Below are 20,238 nucleotides of genomic sequence, written 5' to 3'. Positions count from 1 at the left end.
CGCCCCGTCCCGCGTCGTACTCGCCGGGCACTCCGCCGGTGGACAGCTGGCCCTGTGGGCCGCCGCCCGGCACCGGCTGCCCGCCGGGTCCCGCTGGCACCGGCCCTCGCCTCCGCCCGTCCGCGGCGTCGTCGCCCTCGCCCCCATCGCGGACTTCGCCTCCGCCCGGCGGCTCCGGGTGTGCTCCGACGCCGTCGTACAGCTGCTCGGCGGACCGGAGGAGTACGCGGCGCGACAGCCGTACGCCGACCCGGCCGCCCTGCTCCCCACCGGCGTTGCCACGACCGTCGTGCACGGGGTCACCGACGTTGAGGTTCCGCAGGAGGTCGCGGCCGCGTTCGTCGAAACCGCCGCCCGGGCGGGGCAACCGACGCGGCTGGTCCTGCTCGACGGGGCCGGACACTTCCCACTCATCGACCCGCCCGCCCCGGCCGCCCGTACCGTCGTCGAGGAGATCGCCCGGCTCGCCCGCTGACGCGATGCTTCTCAGCCGTTCCGCCTCCGCATGAAATTCGTCCGCCCTGTCTCCGTCGAAAGCTCGTCTGCCGCCGACGCCCGCTGCCGACGCCGGCCGCCGACGCCGGCCGCCGACGCCCGCCGCCGACGACCCGCCCCTAGCGCCCGGCAGAGAAGCCTCCTTGGCCCAGCGGCCCAGGAGCTTCCGCCCGGCGACTCCGCGCTACGCCGTGCCCATCGACCCTTTACAAGCGCGTCATCCTTGAGACGGACGGCGAGAAGTCACCTCCATCGGTGACGACGCGACGCCCCGCACTGCGTAGCGTGCTCAGGGTGAACGAGACGACGACATCCGCGTGGACCGAGTCCCGCATAGTCCGGGCGGCCTGGCAGGGCCTGAGCCAGGACCTGTTCCGGGACGTCTGGGCCTTCCGCCCGCTCCCGCCGCTGCGCGCCGAGTACATCAGCCGCCGGCCCCGGCTCGAACGGCTCGGCACACGCTGGCTTCCGCACGCAGCGGTCGCCGGTCTCGCTCTCGTCATCACGATGGGCGACGTGTCGACGCGCTCCAGCTCGGCGCCCATCGGCACTGTCATCGACCTCTTCCTGGCGCTGACGCAGACCCTGCCGCTCGTCATGGTCCTGTTCCGGCCCGTCGGTGCCTTCTGGCTGTCGCTCGGAGCCACCGTCCTGTCACCGCTCACCGGCGACTGGCCGAGCCCGGGGATCATGGCCCTCGTCGCGGTGATGGCCCTGGTGACGCTGCGCTCACGGCCGCGGGTGGCCGTGGAGATGTGGCTGATCTCGCTGGTCGTCACGAGCATGGTCGACACCGTCTTCCGCGACCCCTACGACTCCATCACCGCCTTCCCGCTGGCCGTCGGCGCCGGTTTCACCCTCGCCATCGCCGTCGCTCTGCGCGGCTGGTTCCTCGCCCGGGGCCAGGTGGCCGAGCAGGAGACCCTGGTCGCCGATGTCCGCGGCCGGCACACCCTCCTCGAGGAGCGCGCCCGTATCGCCCGCGAGCTGCACGACGTGGTCGCCCACCACATGTCGGTGATCGCGATTCAGGCCGAGGCCGCGCCGTACCGGGTCAGCGACCCGCCCGAGGAGCTGACGAAGAGTTTCGGCACCATCCGCGAGAGCGCGGTCGAGGCGCTGGCCGAGCTGCGCCGCGTGCTGGGCGTGCTCCGCTTCGAAGGCCCCGACGCCGCGATCCCCGACGCCCCGCAACCCGACCTCTCGCGGCTCGATGAACTCGTCGACGGCGTACGGTCCGTGGGCCTGTCCGTCGAGATCACCCGCTCCGGCGCCCAGCGGACGCTGCCCCAGGGCGTGGAGCTGTCGGCCTTCCGGATCATCCAGGAGGCGCTGAGCAACGCCCTGCGCCACGCGCCCGGTTCACAGGTACGGGTCGAGGTCAGCTATGTCCTCACCGGCCTCGGCCTGCGGATCGTCAACACCCCGCCGACCGGGAAGGTCCAGCCCTCCCCGGGGATGGGCCACGGTGTGATGGGTATGCGCGAGCGCGCCGCCATGCTCGGCGGGGAGCTGACCGCCCAACCCACCGCCGACGGCGGCTACGAGGTCGCGGCCTTCCTCCCGCTCGACCGTACGGCCGCCGAGGAGGACCGGGCATGACGATCCGTGTGCTGATCGCCGATGACCAGCTGATGGTTCGTGAGGGCTTCTCCGTCCTGCTCAGCGCCCAGCCCGACATCGAGGTCGTCGGCGAGGCGCTCGACGGTCGCGAGGCGGTCGGCCAGGTCGCCTCGCTCCGTCCCGACGTCGTCCTGATGGACATCCGTATGCCCGGCATGAACGGCCTGGAGGCGACCCGCCGGATCGCCCAGGAGCGGCAGGACGACGAGGGAGCCCGCGTCCTGATCCTCACCACCTTCGACCTCGACGAATACGTCTACGAGGCGCTGCGGGCCGGTGCGTCCGGCTTCCTCCTCAAGGACGCCTCCGCCCGCCAGCTCGCCGACGCCGTACGGATCGTGGCGGCGGGCGAGGCGCTGCTCGCCCCGACCGTCACCAAGCGGCTGCTGGCCGAGTTCACCCGGCTCGGCGCGCCCCGTGCCCCGCGCATGGACCGCATCGAGGCCCTGACCGAGCGTGAGACGGAGGTGCTCTCCCTGATCGCCCAGGGCCTCTCGAACGGGGAGATCGCCGCCCGCCTGGTCGTCACCGAGGCGACCGTCAAGACCCATGTCAGCCGCATCCTCGTCAAGCTGGGCCTGCGCGACCGTACTCAGGCGGCGGTCTTCGCCTACGAGATCGGTCTGGTGACTCCGGGCGGTGACCGATGACCTCCGGCGCCCGTGCTGGGTAGCGTCGGTCCATGAGCGCAGCCCCTGGCTTCAACCCGTGGTCGCCCGTCTTCGTCACGGACCCCTACCCCGCCTACGCCGCGCTGCGGGAGCGGGGTCGTGTGCACTTCTTCGAACCCACCGGCCAGTGGCTGATCCCGCACCACCGCGAGGTGAGCGCGCTGCTCCGCGACCGGCGGCTGGGGCGTACGAGGTTGCGGTCCAGGAAGAACTCAGGCGGCAAGGTGCACCACTGCGTGGCACAGGGAGTCGACTTGTTCCGGGGTCATACCGAACTCGTAGGCGATCTCCTCGACCGTTTCGCCGGCTTCCCAGAGGTCGGTGACCGCCTTCACCGGGACGCGATTGGCCGCGATGACCGGCAAACCGCGGCCGAACCTCGGGTCGATCACGACCGGAACGGAATCCGGGTACTGCCTCAGCCGCAGACTTGAAGGGAAGTCGTCGTCGTCTTCCCAGGTCAGGTAGCGGAGATAGTCGGATACCACCTCCTGGATCGGGGCCTGCCCGTCCCGGGCCCTGCGCAGGTCCCCGAAACCGTGCTCCACGAAGATGTCCACGCCGTCCGTGGCGATCCGCTTCGAGACGAGGCCGTAAGAGGTGTCGAAGGCATCCCGCACAGCGGCTGCCGCTTCCCTGATCTCGCTCATGCGCAGACCGAGCGATCGCAGCGAACGCAGGACGTGTGCTTCGGCTACCGCAATGAACGGCACCGAGGGCTGACCCTTGCGCACGGGTTCCACCTGGTGCACCAGAGGGGCACCGGCAGCCCTGCCCTTCAGCCAGGACGCCAGCGTCGACGAAGGAATCTCGAGGTAGGAGGACGTTTCCGCAGGCGTCAGAAGCCCGTCCGTGAACCTGTCGACCATGATCCACCTCCCGTTGCGGTCGGACCCCGCATCTTGGCGCCACCAGCCTCCCACGGGGGAAGAGGCACCATACGCCCGACTCAACATGCCGTTCGCAGGTGGACGTCGTGGTTGATGACCTGGTCCCTCGTGATCACGTCGTCGGACCGGCAGTCACGGCAGCGGCCCGGTTCCGCGGCGCGGAAAGCGCGTTCGCAGCCTCCGTCGCAGGTCTGCCAGGGCGGGACGGCATGTGCAGCGGAGGCCGCGGTCGATCGGGGAACGGCGACAGGCAGGTCGCGGAGTCGGAAGGCCAGGATGTGAGCCGGTCGTGCCCGGAAGCGGTCCGGGAGGCCGGTGGTGAGGAGGTCGGTGATCTCCTCCTGCCCGACCCCCTGCGCGAGCCACTGGGTGACGGCCGGGGCGAGCCGGTCGACCTCTTGCCGGGACAGGATCAGTCGGGGGTCGCGGATGCGCAGCGAGGCGAGGATGACGACCGCCCGCGGGTCCGGCTCCGCGATCGGTGGAGGGGGCGCGGTGTCCGGCGGGCACGAGCCTTCCGGTGCGGGGGGAGCGACAGGAACTGATGCGGGCTGCGCGAAGCGTGCGGGCTCTGCCTTCGCGGACCGTGCCGGATGTACGGGGTCGGTGGTGGCGGGGGCGGCAGGGTCGGCGGCGTGCGGGATTGCCTCGGGCTGGACGGTCGGCACGGGTGCCTCCGCCGCCGCGCGCCTTCGGGGACGAGGCGGCGACGTTGCGGGTTCCCTCGTTCCCGGCACGTCCGAGAAGTACGTCCGCGTACGGATCGCGCCACCCGGCCCGCGCTCGCGCCGTCGCTCCAGATACCCGGCCGCCTCCAGTTCCCGGAGTGCCCGGGAGATCAGGATCTCTCCTTCGGTGAAGTGTCGGCACAGGGCCGCGATGCTCACGGAAGCGCCATCCGGCAGGGAGAGGATGTACGCCGCGACGCCGACGGTGACCGCGCTTCCGCGCCGCTGCGCAAGGGCATTGGCGATCACGGTGAAGTCGGCGGTGAGGCGGGTACGGATGTGGATCACGCCGGAGGTCGGTGCCCCGGCGTCGGCGCGCAGACGCGCGTTAGACTGCGGTCCAGCCATCGGGAAGGCTTCTCTTCCTGATCGGTCAGGCCCTCGATCGGGATGCCAGTCCCGGCCGGGGGCCGTAATCGTTTTCGGTTGTCGCGGCGAACGTAACCGCCCGCTTCCCCCACCCGCAAGCCGGTCACCCGTCCGAGTGATGCGAGGGAGGGGAGGGAGGGCAGGGGTTCTTTTCCCCAGGTTCTTTGGGGAGTTGAGTGGCCCACCGGTCCCCCGCGAACGAGGGTCCGGTGGGTCCGTGAGTCCGGCGAAGACAGGTGCCCGGTCGGGCTCAGAGACGGAAAGCGGCCTTCAACTCGCCTATGAACGTTGCCCAGGAGGCCGCGGGGAAGACCAGTGCCGGGCCGTCCGGGTCCTTGCTATCACGGACGGGGACGAGGCCGGGGAATCCGTCGGCCACCTCGACGCAGTCGCCGCCTGCCTGGTTGCTGTAGCTGCTCTTGCGCCAATCGGCGCCGGTCAGATCGAGACGGGAAGCTCGCTTCACGGTGGTTGCCCTCCATCACGGACCGGATCATGTCGAGCGACATGAGCGGGGGCAGGGCCACTGCCCGCAGCCGATCGTAAATGACCGAGTACCGGCGAACATCTGCCGGTTCCTCGATGAGTTGGCCGTAGTCCGCGCCCTCTGTATAAGCCACTTCCGTGGCGTCCGGCAGGCTCAGCAACGTCAGAGATCCGCCCATCGCTTCATGCTCGCCCTGATCGAAGGGCAGCACTTGGACGGTGATGTGAGGTTCGGCGGCTGCCTCGAGCAGCCGTGCCAACTGCTCGCGCATGATGGCCCGGCCGCCAACCGGACGCCTCAATACGGCTTCGTCCAGGACCACCCAGAGATAGGGGCGGTCGGGGGAAGCGAGCCGCTCCTGGCGCCCTAGCCGGGCGGCGACACGCTCCTCCAACTGCTCCTCGTCGCTGAGCAGGGCATCGAGCCTAAGAACCGCCCGAGCGTAGTCCTCGGTCTGCAACAGGCCCGGCACGACGTGCGCCGCGTACTGACCGATGGAGACAGCCCTCGCCGCGTGCTCCATGAACGCCCGCGACCAGTCCGGAAATGTCTCGCGGTAGACGTACGGCCACAAGTCGACGAGCAGGTCGTCCGCCCCGAGGGCGTCGTCGAGCGCGCGCGCCATATCTCGTGTCGGTTTCGCCCCGGAGCAGCGCTCGATCTGCGTGATCCGGGTGCTGACCACATGCGTCTTCTCGCCCAGTTCGGCCTGGGTCAGCCCCGCCGCCGTACGGAGTCTGCGGACGCGTGAGCCGAACAGTGCCGCCATCGACTCTCCCGGCTCAATTCCCTTGGCCATGGGCTCACTTCCGTTCCTTACGGCCAGAAAGGTAAGGCTTCATCACCTTCCGAGCGTAGGACGGGCGGACGACCCTTGAGCACGGAACGTCACGATCCGCGCACGCTGCGGTTCGTGCGCAAGGATCGATGGACTGGGATGGACGACACCGTGCTGAAGACCACGGCCATGGCGGGCGACGGCCCGGAACGGGAGACGGAGAGTGCCGAAAGGGCCCTCGGTGAGGGGGAGGCGGCAGGCGCCGGGACCGGGGCCGGACATCAGGTATTCGCGATGCAGTTCACCTCGTCGCCCCGAGGTGCACGGCTCGCCCGGCGGCTTGCCGTGCGGCGTCTGGAGGAGTGGGGGCATCCGCCCGCGTCCGACACTTTGTGCACCGTCGCTCTGCTGGTCGGGGAGCTGACTGCCAATGCCGTGCGTCACGGTCGTGTGCCAGGGCGCGAGTTCCGCCTCCGCCTCGCCCTGGACGCGCAGGCGCGCCTCGTCCGTATCGAGGTCTCGGATGCTGGTCCGGAGTGGCCCCGGACCGGTTCGGTGGCTCCCGCCTCCGACGATGAATCGGGCCGCGGGCTCCTTCTGGTGGACACCCTGGCCGCTCGCTGGGGCACGATGCCCCGCGCCGGGGTAGGCAAGACCGTCTGGGCGGAAGTATCGGCGGACCCCACCACGCAGGCTATGTAGGCCTCTGCGAGCTGCGCACACGGCAGCGCTGCGCGGCAGCCTGGCGAGCACTCCATCGCCCTCATCGAGGAGACCGGCCCCGAGGTCATCGGCGCCCACAATGCCGTCCAGGCGGACCGTTTCCGGGCAGGTCTCACCCGGCTGGGCCACGAGCCGGTACGGGCACCGGGATCCGCCATCGTCGCCGTTCCCGGGCTCAGCCACACGGAGGAGCCGCTGCGCGAGGCCGGGGTGATGCTCTCTTTCCGGCGCCCGCCCGGCGGAACCGCGGTAGTCGCCTGAGCACCGCGGCGACGCCCGCGACCCGGCGCCCAGCCGCGCTGCCCCGGCGACTTCGCCTTCCGCCGGGGGCCGCCGCCCCCGCAGTGTGCACTTGTACGGAGCCCGCGCCGGGCGTCCGGCGCGGGCTCCCCGTCAAGGGTCAGCCGCGGGGGAGCGTCAGGCGCCAGGCGCTCGGGCGTACCGTCCAGGTGCGGGTGCGTACCGGGCCGCCCACCAGCGCGTCCGCCCGGTAGTGGAAGTCCGGGCCCGAGATCGTGATCGCGCGCGCCCGTGCGGTCACGGGCGCCAGGTCGCCGCTCTCGGCGCTCGGCTGTACGACGACCCGGGCCAGCCCGTCGGCCCCCGAGCGCGAGGTGGTCACCGACACCCCCTCGACCGGCCGGTCCAGGTCCACGAGCAGCTCACCGTCCGCCTCCACCCGTAGCCGGTGCGAGCCGCCGTCGCGGGGCGGCCGGGCGGCCGGGAGCGACGCGGCCGAGGCCGCCGGTGAGGGCAGCCCGGCCAGAAGGGACGTGCCTGTCCCGCCGAGCGCCGGCCGCTGCCCCGCCAGACCGCGTACGAGCGAGCGGCAGGTCCGCAGCCCCGGCGCCCACCACGGCCGGGGCGCACCCCGGCCCGAGGAGCCCGAGGAGCCCGCAGAGCCAGTCGCCGGAATCGGGAGGTGCAGTCCGCCCAGCACCACGCCGTCACTGTCGTCCACCAGCAGGTCCATCTCGTGGTCCACGCCGTCCAGGACCGCCCGCGCCGCAGCCACCGGCCCCGTCGGAACGCCCAGGGCGCCCGCCAGCGCCACCGCCGCCTCCGAGGCGCCGACCGGTACCAGCGCCAGCGCCGCATCGCTCAGCACCCGTTCCCGGTGCAGCATCCCTACGATGCGCAGCAGCGCCGTGTCGTCGCCCACCACCACCGGCCGCCGACTGCCCCGGCGGGACAGAGCCCGCGCGACCTCCTCAGGACCGTCCGGCAGGCAGATCTTCGCGGTCGCGCCCGCACACAGCACATCCTTCGCGATGCGCACCGCCTCGCCGTCGGTACGGCGGGCGAGCGGGTCGATGACGACGAGCAGGGGGTGTCCGGTGGGAGCTGGAGCCGACACCTCGGTCCTTCCTCAGGTAATCTCTCGGTGCAAGAGCCCCTGTCGCTGTTGCGCCAGGGGCTTCGTCTATCCGGGGCACCGGTTCGACGGCTCTGGTGGCGGCGCACGACTCAAAACGCCGTGCGAACGCCGCCGTGCACGTTGGACATGCCCCGCCCGGAAGGGGTGTACGCCTGTGCCCGCACTTGTGCTGCTCGGTGCTCAGTGGGGTGATGAGGGCAAGGGAAAGGCCACCGACCTGCTCGGTGGCTCCGTGGACTACGTGGTGCGCTATCAGGGCGGCAACAACGCCGGCCACACGGTCGTCGTCGGCGACCAGAAATATGCGCTCCACCTCCTCCCTTCCGGGATTCTCTCGCCCGGCTGCACTCCGGTCATCGGTAATGGTGTCGTGGTCGACCCCGCGGTCCTGCTCTCCGAGCTGAGCGGGCTGAACGAGCGCGGCGTCGACACGTCCAAGCTGCTGATCAGCGGTAACGCCCATCTGATCACGCCGTACCACACGACCGTCGACAAGGTGACGGAACGGTTCCTCGGCAAGCGCAGGATCGGTACCACCGGTCGCGGCATCGGCCCGGCCTACGCCGACAAGATCAACCGCGTCGGTATCCGCGTCCAGGACCTGTTCGACGAGTCGATCCTGACGCAGAAGGTCGAGGCGGCTCTCGACTTCAAGAACCAGATCCTGGCCAAGCTCTACAACCGCCGCGCCATCCAGGCCGACCAGGTCGTCGAGGAGCTCCTCGGCTACGCGGACCGGATCCGGGGCTATGTCGCCGACACCACCCTGGTGCTCAACGACGCGCTCGACGAGGGCAAGGTCGTCCTCTTCGAGGGCGGCCAGGGAACCCTTCTCGACGTCGACCACGGTACGTACCCCTTCGTCACCTCTTCGAACCCCACCGCGGGCGGTGCCTGCACCGGCACCGGCGTGGGCCCGACGAAGATCACCCGGGTCATCGGGATCCTCAAGGCCTACACCACGCGTGTGGGCGCCGGCCCCTTCCCGACGGAGCTGTTCGACGACGACGGCGAGGCGCTGCGCCGCATCGGCGGCGAGCGCGGTGTGACCACCGGCCGCGACCGCCGCTGTGGCTGGTTCGATGCGGTTATCGCACGCTACGCGACCCGCGTCAACGGCCTGACCGACTTCTTCCTGACCAAGCTCGACGTGCTCACGGGCTGGGAGCAGATCCCGGTGTGCGTGGCGTACGAGGTCGACGGCAAGCGCGTCGAGGAACTGCCGTACAGCCAGACCGACTTCCACCACGCGAAGCCGATCTACGAGATGCTGCCCGGCTGGTCCGAGGACATCAGCAAGGCGAAGGCCTTCGGTGACCTGCCGAAGAACGCCCAGGCGTACGTCAAGGCGCTGGAGGAGATGTCCGGCGCCCCGATCTCCGCGATCGGCGTCGGCCCGGGCCGCACAGAGACGATCGAGATCACCTCCTTCCTCTAGAGGCGAGGAGCCAGCGGGAGAACGGGGGCGGGGTACGCGCCCGGGGCCCCGGCCGAGCACCGCCCGGCCGGGGCCTTTCCGCGCCGGAAGGCTGCGCTCACCCCACCCGGGAGTACGTCAGCGGCGTCGCGCTGCCGTCGGAGAAGGTGCGGCGGAGGTTGCCGTCGCCGGTCAGTTCCAGGGCGGTCACCGGACCGGCCTTGCAGGACTCCGCCGGGCCGGAGGTGACCGTGGACGGTTCGAGTTCGACCGGCGGGCCGGCGGATCTCAGCTCCGCCGTGAACGCACAGTGGTAGCTCGCACCGTCAGCGGTCATGGTGAAGACCGTCTCGCCCGGGGCTCCCTGCCGCAGGGTGAACCGCCGTACGTCCGTGCCCGAGGCGCCGAAGCGCGACTCCCAGGTGCCCAGGTACTCCTGGGGAATCCCCCCGGCGGCGCTCCCCGAGGGGTCCGACGGGGACGGGGAGCCGCCGGAGCCACTGCTGCCGCCCGCCGGGGACTCCTCGCCCCCGGTACCGGCACGGTCGTTCGAGGTCGCGGACCGCTCCCGGGACTGGCTGCCGCGCGCGTCGTCCTTCTGCATCAGGGCGTACACGGTGGTGCCGCCCGCCAGCGCCACCACCAGGGCGACGGCCACCATCAGCGCGGTCGTACGGACCCGGCGCTCCGGCTCCGGGGCGTACCCGACCGTGGTGCCGTACCCCGCGGGGGGCTGGGGGTAGCCGTAGCCGGGCTGCGGATGGCCGTACGCGGCCGTGGCGGGGGGCGGCGGGCCGTACGGAGGTGTGGGCGGTCCGGGCGCGGGCGGTTCGGCGGGCAGCGCGACCATGGTCGGCATGGAGTGCGGGCCCTGCGCCCGGGGTCCGGCCGGCGGTGCGGCCTCCGGGTTCTCGGCGTCCAGGAGCTGCACGGCATGCCGCCCCAGCTGGGCGACCAGCCCACCGGGCAGCCAGGGCTCCCCGGGCTGCCCCTCCGCGTCCGCGCGCTCCAGCACCTGTGCCGGTGTGGGGCGCTGCGCCGGGTCCTTGGTGAGACAGTCGGCGGCCAGCTCCCGCAGCTGCTCGGGCAGCCCCGTGAGGTCCGGCCGCTCCTCGGCGATGCGGTACATCAGTGCGTGCAGTCCGCTGTTCGCCGTGCCGAAGGGCAGTTGCCCCGACGCCGCGTACGCCAGCACCGACCCGAGGCAGAAGACATCGCAGGCCGTGGTGATGCTCTCGCCGCGCACCTGCTCCGGTGCCATGAAGCCGGGGGAGCCGACCATCGCCCCGGTGCGGGTGAGGCCGCCGTCGGTGACGGTCCCCAGGGCGCGGGCGATGCCGAAGTCGATGACGCGCGGGCCGTCGATGGTCACCAGCACATTCGACGGTTTGAGGTCGCGGTGGATCAGTCCGGCGCCGTGGATGTCCTGGAGGGCGCGGGCCAGCCCGGCCGCCAGGACGCGGACGGACCGTTCGGGCAGCGGCCCGTGCTCGGTGATGACGCTCTGCAGCGACGGACCGGCGATATAGCCGGTCGCCACCCAGGGCGTGGGCGCCTCGGTGTCGGCATCCAGAACGGGTGCGGTCCACTCCCCGCCGACCCGTCGGGCGGCGTGGACCTCCTGCCGGAAGCGCCTGCGGAACTCCTCCTGGTCGGCCAGCTCCTGGCGGATCAGTTTGACCGCGACCGTACGGCCGCGGTCGGAACGGGCCAGATAGACCAGCCCCATGCCCCCCGCCCCGAGTCTTCCCAGCAGCCGGTACGCGCCGATCCGCTGCGGGTCATCGGACCTCAGTGCGTCCATGTCCCCGTCGTCCCCCCTCGCCCGATTCCCCCGAACTTCCCCCATGGGCAAGAGGATAGAGGCCGGGAGGGACAGCGGAGCGGGTCAATGCCTCAGGCGTCCTCGATGGTGTCCATGGCGCGGGACAGCCGTTCCAGCACCCGTACGGTTTCGGCGAATGCGTCCGGTCCCAGCTCCTTCGCGAGAGCCTCGGCGAGCTTCGCGTGGCCCGGCCCGATCCGCCGTACGGCGGCGTGGCCCTCCTCGGTGGGCCGGAGCAGCTTGGCGCGGCGGTGCGCGGGGTTGGGTACGTACTCGGCGAGCCCCTTGCCGACCAGCAGATCGGCGATGCGCTGCACGCTCTGCCGGGTGATGCCCATGGCGCGGGCGATGCCGGACACGGGCAGCGGCTCGTGCAGGACGGCGCCGAGCACCTGCCACCAGGCGGCGGTCAGCCCGGCAGGCTGGGCCAGTTGCTCCGAGACGGCCAGGAACTGGCCGTTCAGACGGAAGACACCGAGGGCGGTCCGGGACAGCAGTTCCTTCTCGGCCGACCGCCCGGACCCATCCGGCTCGGTTGCAGGCCGCTGCGCAGGCGCCGGAGTCATCCGCTCGCACCCATCAGGACGGGGAAGGCGCCGGCGTCCGAGTGCGCGAACAGCCGGTACCAGGCGTCGAGCACCTCCGGCTCCATCAGGTCCAGCTCGGCCAGGATCTCCCGGGCGAAGGCGACCGGCTGGGTCGGTCCGGCGGTGATGAGCCCGCGGTCCCGCACCGCGTCCGCGTCCTCCCGGTAGCGCTCCCCGCCCCCGTAGCCCGGCTGTCCGGCGAGATACCCGGCCACGGCGCTGGTGTGATCGCGGTCGTCGAGCAGTCCTTCCCGGGCCAGTCCGGCCGTCCCGCCGCAGATGGCCGCGACCGGCACTCCGGCGTCGAGGAACTCCCGCGCCTTCCGGGCGAAGGGCGCGTTCTCCTCACCGGTGTCCCAGAGCTGCGCGCCCGGGAGGATCAGCATCGCGCTGTCCTCCGGCCGCAGCGCGTCCAGGGCGAGGTCGGGCAGCAGACGCAGTCCGCCGATCGTGGTGACGGGCTCGCCGCCGGTGGCCGAGACGGCCCTGATGTCCACTCCGGCCCTCGGGGGACGGTGGTAGGCGGTGTCGCGCAGATACGCGGTCGCGTGTCCGAATTCCCAGTCGGCCAGGGTGTCGTAGACGGCCACGTGAACGGTCTTGCGAAGCATGGCTCCTCCTCGGTCCGGAACGGTCCTGGGCCGGCGCCGCGGTCCTGGGGTGGTGCGGCGGGCGGGACAGGCACCGGCGATATGCAGCATGCTGTCAAAAAGGCAGCGTGCTGTCAATCGGGGACTTCCTGGTCCGAGGTCCGAGGTCAGTACCTCCGGCCGTACCCCGGCCCGTACGGCCCGGTCGCGCCCTGCCCGCCGCCGGCGCGCTTCTCCTGCAGGAAGGTGAGCCGGAGGACCGCGGCGACGGCGAGGGCGGACGCCGGGAGCTCGGCGAGGTCGGTCAGGATGGCCCAGGCCGTCGCGCCCCGGTGATCGCTGTGGGAGACGGCGGCGGCGAACACCAGGGCGCTGACCAGGCCGGACAGGCACATCGTGAGGTACAGCCCCCACCACCAGTTGAGCAGCGCGTTTCTGCGCGGCGCCCCCGGGCGGCCCGGGTACGGGCCCGGTGCGGGCGAGACGCTCGCACGCCAGATGTCGTTCACCATCTGCTTGGGGATCCAGAGCTGCGCCACCGGGACGAACCAGGAGCCGACGGCCCATCCGCGGCTGAAGCGCTGTCCTCGCGGGGCGAGGAGTTCCGCGTTGATGTGGAGACGCCGGAACCAGACCGGCCACACCACGATCGTCGCGAGACTGATCAGGGCGGCGAAGACGCCGACCGCGTCAATGGAGGTCGTGCGATCGGTGATCGCGGCGAGGGTCCCGGTGCCCTCGAAGTAGTCCGTGTAGGCCCCGTACAGAGTGGAGTTGAGGGTGAGGTCGATCAGGGTGAACACGCCCGATATCCCGAGCAGGACGGCGAGCCAGGTCCCCAGGGCGCGCGGCGACCGCCACACCGGGGGCGCTGCCGGGTGGTGGGGGCGGGGGTAGGGGGCGGGCGCGGGGCCGGGCAGATACGGGGCTGTGGTTCCGCCCGTCCAGGGATGGCCGGGGGAGGCCGGGGTGGACAGTGCGGGGGCGACGGGCGGTGGCTGGGCCGACGGCAGGGGGGTGACGGACGGCGGTGTGGCGACGGCCTGAGGCGCCGAGGGGGCTCCGGACGACGGGGGAGCGGAGGCGGAGTGGGGCCCGGACAGTGGCGGAGCGGATGCCGAGCGGGGTTCGGACAACGGTGGAGAGGCTGCCGAGGGGCCCCCGGAAAACGGTCGAGCGGCGCCCGACGGGTCGGCGGACGCCGTGGAAGCCCGTGGGATCTCCGCCTCCAGCAGTTGCAGCGCGTCACGCCCGAGACGGGCGAGGAGTCCGCCGGGCAGCCACGGCTCCTCCCCCGACCCGTCGCCCGAGCGTTCGATCACCTGCTCCACGGTGAACCGCTCGGCGGGGCTCTTGGCGAGGCAGCCGAGGACCAGCTCCCGGAGCCCGTCGGGGAGGCCCGTCAGATCGGGCTCCTCCTCGGCTATCCGGAACATCAGCGCGTGCAGACCGCTGTCGGCGGTGCCGAACGGCTGGCGCCCGGTGGCCGCGAAGGCCAGCACCGACCCGAGACAGAAGAGGTCGCTCGCGGTGCTGACGCGCTCCCCGCGCACCTGCTCCGGCGACATGAAACCGGGCGATCCGACAACTGCCCCCGTCATCGTCAGCCCGCCGCCCGCCGGCGTCTCCACGGCTCGGGCGATACCGAAGTCGATGACGCGCGGGCCGTCGATGGTGATGAGGACGTTGGACGGTTTGAGGTCGCGGTGGACGAGCCCGGCGCCGTGGATGTCGCGCAGCGCGTGGGCAAGACCGTCGGCCAGGACCCGTACCGAATGCTCCGGCAGGGGCCCGAAGTCCTCAGCGACGACGGCGTGGAGGGACGGCCCGCCGATGTACCCGGTCGCCACCCAGGGAGTGTCGGCCTCGGTGTCGGCGTCGAGTACGGGGGCGGTCCACCGGCCGCCCACCCGCCGGGCCGACTCCACCTCCTGCGCGAATCGGCGCCGGAAGTCGGACTGATGGGCCAGCTCGGCCTGGACGAGCTTGACTGCGACCGTACGGCCCCGCTCGGACCGGGCCAGATACACACGCCCCATGCCACCCGCGCCCAGCCGGCCGAGCAGCCGGTATTCACCGATCCACTGAGGATCTTCGGTTCTCAACTCATCCATGGGCCGCGGTCCCCCCGCTCACTGGTGCGCTGCGCTGCCAGACGAGGATAGGCGGGCCGGCGATAGCGGGCCCCGGCGCTTGAGTCCGCCCGAGTCCGCCCGAGTTCCCGGCACCCGCCGGGCGGGCGGGTGCCGGGCCGGCCCGGGGACGCCTTCCAGCACCCGCCGGGCGACCCGACAGGATGCCGGGCGGCGTGGCCGAGGCCATACAGGTTGGCGGTGTCGGGCGGCCCGCCCCGCTCCTTACGCTGGAGCGCATGACCCCATCCGCAGATCCCCGGGTCGGGAAGGCTGTCAAGGCCGCCGACCGCGCCCATGTCTTCCACTCCTGGTCCGCGCAGGGGCTCATCGACCCCCTGCCCGTCGCCGGAGCGGAAGGCTCGTACTTCTGGGACTACGACGGCAACCGCTACCTCGACTTCTCCTCCCAGCTGGTCAACACCAACATCGGCCACCAGCACCCCAAGGTCGTCGCGGCGATCCAGGAGCAGGCCGGCAAGCTGTGCACGATCGCGCCGGGCTTCGCCGTGGACGTACGGGCGGAGGCCGCGCGGCTGATCGCCGGGCGCACCCCCGGTGACCTGGACAAGATCTTCTTCACCAACGGCGGGGCCGAGGCCGTCGAGAACGCCGTACGGATGGCCCGGCTGCACACCGGCCGGGCGAAGGTCCTGTCCGCGTACCGCTCGTACCACGGGGCCACCGCCGCCGCGATCAACCTCACCGGCGACCCGCGCCGCTGGCCCTCCGACACCGCTTCCGCGGGCGTCGTGCACTTCTGGGGCCCGTTCCTCTACCGCTCCCACTTCCACGCGGAGAGCGAGGCGCAGGAGTCCGAGCGCGCTCTGGCGCACCTCGAGCAGCTGATCGCCTTCGAGGGGCCGCAGTCGATCGCCGCGATCGTTCTCGAGACCGTCGTCGGCACCGCGGGGATCCTCGTTCCGCCCGCCGGCTATCTCGCGGGCGTCCGGGAGATCTGTGACCGGTACGGGATCGTCTTCGTCCTCGACGAGGTGATGGCGGGCTTCGGCCGTACGGGCCGCTGGTTCGCCGCCGACCACTTCGATGTCACGCCCGACCTGATGACCTTCGCCAAGGGCGTCAACTCCGGCTACGTCCCGCTCGGCGGCGTCGCGATCTCCGCGGAGATCGCCGCGACCTTCGACCAGCGGCCCTACCCGGGTGGTCTGACGTACTCCGGTCACCCGCTGGCCTGCGCCTCGGCCATCGCGACGATCAATGCGATGGAGGAGGAGGGCATTGTCGAGAACGCGGCCGCGATCGGCGAGACCGTCCTCGGGCCCGGACTGCGCGCGCTCGCCGAGCGCCACCCGAGCGTGGGCGAGATCCGCGGCATGGGTGTTTTCTGGGCGCTGGAGCTGGTCCGGGACCGCGGGACCAGGGAGCCGCTGGTGCCGTACAACGCCTCCGGGGCGGCCAACGCCCCGATGGCCGAGTTCACGGCGGCGTGCAAGCAGCGCGGTCTGTGGCCGTTCGTGAACATGAACCGCACCCATGTGGTTCCGCCGTGCACGATCACCGAGGCGGAGGCCAAGGAAGGTCTGGCGGCCCTCGACGAGGCCCTGTCGGTGGCCGACGCGCACACGGTCTGAGGAGCGGCCCGCGGCGTGAGGAGCGGCCCACATGGATCTGATGCGGCCGCGGCCTGAGGAGCGGCACACACGGGTTGAACAACGATCCACGGCCTGCAGCGCGGCCCACGCGGCCTGAAGAACGGCCCGGCCTGCGCCGACGAGCCGGAGTCCGCCCGTGCGGCCGTCGCCTATCGTGTGGCGACGGCCGCTCGCGTGTGCGTGCGGCCGCGGTTCGCGAAGGAGACCCCGACACATGCCCGGCCATGGACCCGTCACGCGCAACACCCTGCGGCAGCAGATCGCCGAGGCGCTGCGCGACGAGGTGCTCGCGGGCCGGCTGCCCGCTGGGCGGCACGTCACCGTGAAGGAGATCGCCGAGCAGTACGGCGTCTCGGCCACGCCCGTGCGGGAAGCGCTCGTCGACCTCGCGGCCCAGGGCCTGGTCCATCTGGAGCACCACCGGGGCTTCCAGGTGCGCCGGTTCACCCCCGACGACTTCCGCAACATGGTCGAGGCCCGCGCCCTCGTCGGCGACGGCATCTTCCGGTTGGCCACGGAGCGTCTGAAGCGGGCGGTGGACACGGGCGGGCTCGCCTCCGTACGGCGACGGGCCGACGAGGCCGAGCGGGCCTCGCGCGCGGGTGACCTCGACATCCTCATCGGCTACGACCTGAGGTTCTGGCGCGAGCTGGGCGGCCTGGTCGGCAATCCGTACCTAGCGGATCTGCTGGACCGGGTGCGCGTGCAGTGCTGGGCGTTCACCGTGCCGTATCTGCGCCGCGAGGGGGATCTCCAGGGGCGGCTGTGGAGCCGTCACCGGGAGCTCGTCGACGCCGTCGCCGCCCGGGACGCCGCGGCCGCGCAGCGCATCGTCACCGAGTACAACGACCACTGCCTCCACCTGCTCGACCACCTGATCGGGACGGCCGACTGACTCGCGGGGCGGGTCGGGCCGAGCGGCTTCCGCCGTTCGTCGAGCAGTGCGGCCGCGCGGGCCGTACAACCAGGGACGGCTCCCCGTCGTCGTAACAGTGACCGGCGGAAAAGGCCACCGGCCTTTGTTCCCTTGGCCCTTGGCCCGTTCGCCCATGGGCGGGCCGGTACCGTACACACGGTCGACCGCGGCACGGGGAATGCAGGAGGGGGAGAAGGCATGGACGCCGTACACCGGGCGGCGGTGCCCGCGCCCAGGCAGCACCTCCCCGCCGAGTCCGCCGCGGTCGTCGACGTCTCGGTGGTCATCCCGGCCTTCAACGAGGAGCACCGGCTGCGCCCCGGCCTGGACCAGGTGCGCCACTACCTCCGCACCACCGGCTGCCGCTGGGAGCTGATCGTCGTCGACGACGGCTCGACCGACGCCACTGCCGCGGTCGCCGCCGAAGCCGTCGCCGCCGAGCCCCGTATCCGGCTGCTGCGCGTCCCCGTCAACCGCGGCAAGGGCCACGCTGTACGGATCGGGATACGGGCCTCGCGTGGCAGCCGCGTGCTTTTCTGCGACGCCGACGCCGCAACGCCCATCGACGAGATGGGCCGGCTGCACGAGCGGCTGGACGAGGGCTACGCCGCCGCGATCGGCTCGCGGGCCCGCCCCGGATCCCGGATCGAGGCCCGCCAGCATGTGGTGCGCGAACTGCTGGGGAAGGCCGGGAACCGGTTGATACAGACCATGGCGGTGCCCGGGATACGCGACACCCAGTGCGGGTTCAAGCTCTTCGACGGGGACAAGGCGCGGACGGCGTTCGCCCGCGCCCGTACCGACGGCTGGGGCTTCGATGTCGAGATCCTGCGGATCTTCCACGTCAACGGCTGGCCGATAGCCGAGGTACCGGTGCGCTGGGCCCACCAGCCCGGATCCAAGGTCGGTCCGCTGGACTACGCCAAGGTGCTGGCCGAGATCGTACGGGTCCGGCTGCGGCGCGAAACGAGGACGCGGTGACGGACGCGGTGACGGACACGGGAACGACGCCCGACGGGACGCCGGACGAGACGAGAGACGGGGTGCGTACACAGGACGGGGTACGCGCCCAGGACGGGGACGGGGCACGCCCACAGGACGGGGCACGCCCACAGGACGGGGTGCGCCAGGGACGGACCGGCGGGGAAGGCCCTGAGCCCGACGCACCGCGGCGGACCTGGCTCCGGCGTATCCGCCCGGCCGCCGTCGCCGTGCCCCTCGGTCATCTGCTGGCGGCCTTTCTGCTGTACATCCACCTCTGGGCCGACCTCGACCGGCGCTATCTCGTCGACAGCATGCGCGACCAGAGCCAGTGGGAGTGGTTCTTCGCGGTCACCGCCCACAACGTGCTGAACCTGGACAACCCGCTCTTCACCGTCCAGCAGAACTTCCCGCTCGGTGTGAACCTCATGGCGAACACCGTGATGCTCGGCCTGTCCGTCCCCCTCGCACCCGTCACCGCCCTCTTCGGACCGACCGTGACCTGGGCGCTCGTCCTCACCGGCGGGCTCGCGGCGACCGCCACCGCCTGGTACCGGCTGATCCGCACCCACCTCACCCGCGACCGCGCGGCGGCCTTCCTGGGCGGGGCGTTCAGCGCCTTCGCGCCACCGATGATCTCGCACGCCAACGCCCACCCCAATCTGGTGGTGCTCTTCGTCATCCCCCTGATCATCGACCGAGTCCTGAGGCTGTGCGGGGCCCGGCCCGACGGGGCCGCCACGGCGGGCACCGACGGCGGGCGGGGCCCGCGGGTGGTGCGCGACGGGGTCGTACTCGGACTGCTCGTCGCCTGGCAGATCTTCCTCGGCGAGGAATCGTTGCTGCTCGCCGCCACCGGCATGCTGGTCTTCGCGGTCGCCTACGCCTGTATGCGCCCCGCCGAGGCACGCGCCGCCGCCCTGCCGCTCCTGCGTGGCCTCGGCATCGGCGCCGCGGTCTGTCTGCCCCTCGTCGCGTACCCGCTGTACTGGCAGTTCTCCGGCGACCAGAGTTACCGCAGCATCCTCCACGGCCCGACCGGCAACCCCCCGCTCGCCCTCATCGAGTTCTCCGGCCGCGCACTGGCGGGCGACGAGGAGACGGCGGGCGCGCTGTCCCTCAATCCGACCGAGCAGAACGCCTTCTACGGCTGGCCGCTGGTCTCCCTGCTGCTCGCCATCGCCGTGACCCTCTGGAACAGCGTGGCCGTACGAGCCCTGACCTGCACGACGGTCGTCGTCGCCCTGTTGTCCCTGGGCGCCCGGGTCCCGCTGCCGTTCACGGACGCGACGGCACCCGGCCCCTGGTGGGTCTTCGACAGACTGCCGCTGTTCGAGTCGGTCATCGAGTCGCGTTACGCGATGGTGTGCGCTCCGGCCATCGGCATGCTGCTGGCCCTGGCCTGGACGGCGGTGGCGCGGGCGGCGGCTGCCGTGACCCCGGCGGACCCGGACCGGAGTGGACCCGGCCCGGCGCGCATGGTCCGGGTCACCGGCGGTATTGCCCTGGCCGCCGCGCTGCTGCCGATCGTCCCCACGCCCCTGGAGACCGTCGACCGGCCGGTCGTCCCCTCGGTCGTCACGCACGGCGAGTGGCGCTCGTACGTCCGGCCGGGCCAGTCACTCGTGCCCGTACCGCTGCCGTCGCCGGGCGAGGCGAGCGCACTGAAGTGGCAGACCGACGCCGGCTTCGGCTTTACGCTGCCCGGCGGCTACTTCAACGGTCCCTTCGGACCCGACCGGGTCGGGATCTACGGCGCCGTACCGCGCCCCACCAGCGAACTGCTCCGTGATGTCCGCTACACCGGCCTGGTCCCCCCCATCGGTGCGCAGCAGCGGCGGGCAGCCCGGGAGGACCTGGAATACTGGCACGCCGGTGCCCTGGTCCTGGCGCCGCAGCCGAACGACGAGGCGCTGCGGATCACCGTTCAGCGGCTGCTCGGCCGTACGGGCGAGCGTGTCGGGGACGCCTGGGTGTGGGACGTGGGCTGACGCAGCGTGCCCGGGGCACTACGCTGTCCCGACCATCTCAC

16 protein-coding genes and 2 pseudogenes are annotated in these 20,238 nt (G+C 71.9%); 9 read left to right on the top strand and 9 right to left on the bottom strand.

Annotated elements, in window-relative coordinates; genetic code table 11:
* From ACTWQE_RS23975 to ACTWQE_RS23960, 4 genes and pseudogenes are all read left to right on the top strand, one after another.
* On the top strand, positions 1-475 hold a 475-nt coding region (locus ACTWQE_RS23975), incomplete at its 5' end, for an alpha/beta hydrolase family protein (protein ID WP_443331096.1).
* Between the two features lie 314 nt (positions 476-789).
* The gene (locus ACTWQE_RS23970) at positions 790-2,097 is read left to right on the top strand and encodes a sensor histidine kinase (protein ID WP_443331095.1); all 1,308 of its coding nucleotides are present in this window, start codon (positions 790-792) and stop codon (positions 2,095-2,097) included.
* Complete coding sequence (locus ACTWQE_RS23965; RefSeq protein ID WP_443331094.1) at positions 2,094-2,768, top strand: response regulator; 675 nt, start codon at positions 2,094-2,096, stop codon at positions 2,766-2,768. The genes ACTWQE_RS23970 and ACTWQE_RS23965 overlap by 4 nt, the downstream gene beginning before the upstream one ends.
* Before the next feature lie 32 nt (positions 2,769-2,800).
* Positions 2,801-2,986: pseudogene (locus ACTWQE_RS23960) on the top strand (cytochrome P450); the annotation flags it as partial.
* Between the two features lie 15 nt (positions 2,987-3,001).
* On the opposite strand, the gene ACTWQE_RS23955 reads toward ACTWQE_RS23960, so the two are convergent.
* The 4 genes from ACTWQE_RS23955 to ACTWQE_RS23940 all read right to left on the bottom strand — a co-directional run bounded on the left by ACTWQE_RS23955 (position 3,002) and on the right by ACTWQE_RS23940 (position 6,032).
* On the bottom strand, positions 3,002-3,658 hold the full coding sequence (locus ACTWQE_RS23955) for a DUF433 domain-containing protein (RefSeq protein ID WP_443331093.1): 657 nt from the start codon (positions 3,656-3,658) through the stop codon (positions 3,002-3,004).
* 80 nt (positions 3,659-3,738) lie between these two features.
* On the bottom strand, positions 3,739-4,755 hold the full coding sequence (locus ACTWQE_RS23950; protein WP_443331092.1) for a hypothetical protein: 1,017 nt from the start codon (positions 4,753-4,755) through the stop codon (positions 3,739-3,741).
* Between the two features lie 271 nt (positions 4,756-5,026).
* The gene (locus ACTWQE_RS23945; RefSeq protein ID WP_443331091.1) at positions 5,027-5,155 is read right to left on the bottom strand and encodes a DUF397 domain-containing protein; all 129 of its coding nucleotides are present in this window, start codon (positions 5,153-5,155) and stop codon (positions 5,027-5,029) included.
* Positions 5,118-6,032, bottom strand: a complete 915-nt coding sequence (locus tag ACTWQE_RS23940) for a helix-turn-helix domain-containing protein (RefSeq protein ID WP_443331099.1) — start codon at positions 6,030-6,032, stop codon at positions 5,118-5,120. The genes ACTWQE_RS23945 and ACTWQE_RS23940 overlap by 38 nt, the downstream gene beginning before the upstream one ends.
* Before the next feature lie 168 nt (positions 6,033-6,200).
* Between ACTWQE_RS23940 and ACTWQE_RS23935 the strand changes: the two genes are divergently transcribed.
* Positions 6,201-6,743, top strand: a complete 543-nt coding sequence (locus tag ACTWQE_RS23935) for an ATP-binding protein (protein ID WP_443331090.1) — start codon at positions 6,201-6,203, stop codon at positions 6,741-6,743.
* Positions 6,744-7,164: 421 nt separating this feature from the next.
* Here ACTWQE_RS23935 and ACTWQE_RS23930 read toward each other — a convergent pair whose 3' ends face one another.
* On the bottom strand, positions 7,165-8,121 hold the full coding sequence (locus ACTWQE_RS23930) for a diacylglycerol kinase (RefSeq protein WP_443331089.1): 957 nt from the start codon (positions 8,119-8,121) through the stop codon (positions 7,165-7,167).
* A gap of 175 nt (positions 8,122-8,296) precedes the next feature.
* Here ACTWQE_RS23930 and ACTWQE_RS23925 point away from each other — a divergent pair, with 175 nt between their 5' ends.
* On the top strand, positions 8,297-9,580 hold the full coding sequence (locus ACTWQE_RS23925) for an adenylosuccinate synthase (RefSeq protein WP_443331088.1): 1,284 nt from the start codon (positions 8,297-8,299) through the stop codon (positions 9,578-9,580).
* Between the two features lie 97 nt (positions 9,581-9,677).
* Here ACTWQE_RS23925 and ACTWQE_RS23920 read toward each other — a convergent pair whose 3' ends face one another.
* From ACTWQE_RS23920 to ACTWQE_RS23905, 4 genes are all read right to left on the bottom strand, one after another.
* Complete coding sequence (locus tag ACTWQE_RS23920) at positions 9,678-11,363, bottom strand: serine/threonine-protein kinase (RefSeq protein WP_443331087.1); 1,686 nt, start codon at positions 11,361-11,363, stop codon at positions 9,678-9,680.
* Positions 11,364-11,455: 92 nt separating this feature from the next.
* The gene (locus ACTWQE_RS23915) at positions 11,456-11,950 is read right to left on the bottom strand and encodes a MarR family winged helix-turn-helix transcriptional regulator (protein ID WP_443331086.1); all 495 of its coding nucleotides are present in this window, start codon (positions 11,948-11,950) and stop codon (positions 11,456-11,458) included.
* The gene (locus tag ACTWQE_RS23910; protein ID WP_443331085.1) at positions 11,947-12,582 is read right to left on the bottom strand and encodes a DJ-1/PfpI family protein; all 636 of its coding nucleotides are present in this window, start codon (positions 12,580-12,582) and stop codon (positions 11,947-11,949) included. The genes ACTWQE_RS23915 and ACTWQE_RS23910 overlap by 4 nt, the downstream gene beginning before the upstream one ends.
* Before the next feature lie 146 nt (positions 12,583-12,728).
* A complete protein-coding gene (locus ACTWQE_RS23905) occupies positions 12,729-14,675 on the bottom strand; it encodes a protein kinase domain-containing protein (protein ID WP_443331084.1) in 1,947 nt (648 codons plus the stop codon).
* A gap of 257 nt (positions 14,676-14,932) precedes the next feature.
* Between ACTWQE_RS23905 and ACTWQE_RS23900 the strand changes: the two genes are divergently transcribed.
* From ACTWQE_RS23900 to ACTWQE_RS23890, 3 genes and pseudogenes are all read left to right on the top strand, one after another.
* Positions 14,933-16,288: an aspartate aminotransferase family protein gene (locus tag ACTWQE_RS23900; RefSeq protein WP_443331083.1), complete on the top strand. Its 1,356-nt coding sequence runs from the start codon at positions 14,933-14,935 to the stop codon at positions 16,286-16,288.
* Positions 16,289-16,523: 235 nt separating this feature from the next.
* Positions 16,524-17,204: a GntR family transcriptional regulator gene (locus ACTWQE_RS23895; RefSeq protein WP_443331082.1), complete on the top strand. Its 681-nt coding sequence runs from the start codon at positions 16,524-16,526 to the stop codon at positions 17,202-17,204.
* Positions 17,205-17,492: 288 nt separating this feature from the next.
* Positions 17,493-20,197, top strand: a pseudogene (locus ACTWQE_RS23890) (glycosyltransferase); the annotation flags it as partial.
* Positions 20,198-20,238 lie beyond the last annotated feature (41 nt).

Origin of the sequence: Streptomyces sp. 8N706 (genome assembly GCF_052245415.1) — a bacterium.
Lineage (GTDB): Bacteria > Actinomycetota > Actinomycetes > Streptomycetales > Streptomycetaceae > Streptomyces.
The sequence above is the reverse complement of the archived record's forward strand: the minus strand, read 5'-3'. Positions and strand labels throughout refer to the sequence as shown.

Excerpts from the sequence above, each read along its gene's own strand:
- ACTWQE_RS23955 (WP_443331093.1), bottom strand. The coding sequence starts at position 3,658 with ATGGTCGACAGGTTCACGGACGGGCTTCTGACGCCTGCGGAAACGTCC.
- ACTWQE_RS23895 (WP_443331082.1), top strand. The coding sequence starts at position 16,524 with ATGCCCGGCCATGGACCCGTCACGCGCAACACCCTGCGGCAGCAGATC.
- ACTWQE_RS23935 (WP_443331090.1), top strand. The coding sequence starts at position 6,201 with ATGGACGACACCGTGCTGAAGACCACGGCCATGGCGGGCGACGGCCCG.
- ACTWQE_RS23950 (WP_443331092.1), bottom strand. The coding sequence starts at position 4,755 with ATGGCTGGACCGCAGTCTAACGCGCGTCTGCGCGCCGACGCCGGGGCA.
- ACTWQE_RS23910 (WP_443331085.1), bottom strand. The coding sequence starts at position 12,582 with ATGCTTCGCAAGACCGTTCACGTGGCCGTCTACGACACCCTGGCCGAC.
- ACTWQE_RS23965 (WP_443331094.1), top strand. The coding sequence starts at position 2,094 with ATGACGATCCGTGTGCTGATCGCCGATGACCAGCTGATGGTTCGTGAG.
- ACTWQE_RS23940 (WP_443331099.1), bottom strand. The coding sequence starts at position 6,032 with ATGGCGGCACTGTTCGGCTCACGCGTCCGCAGACTCCGTACGGCGGCG.
- ACTWQE_RS23915 (WP_443331086.1), bottom strand. The coding sequence starts at position 11,950 with ATGACTCCGGCGCCTGCGCAGCGGCCTGCAACCGAGCCGGATGGGTCC.
- ACTWQE_RS23900 (WP_443331083.1), top strand. The coding sequence starts at position 14,933 with ATGACCCCATCCGCAGATCCCCGGGTCGGGAAGGCTGTCAAGGCCGCC.
- ACTWQE_RS23920 (WP_443331087.1), bottom strand. The coding sequence starts at position 11,363 with ATGGACGCACTGAGGTCCGATGACCCGCAGCGGATCGGCGCGTACCGG.
- ACTWQE_RS23905 (WP_443331084.1), bottom strand. The coding sequence starts at position 14,675 with ATGGATGAGTTGAGAACCGAAGATCCTCAGTGGATCGGTGAATACCGG.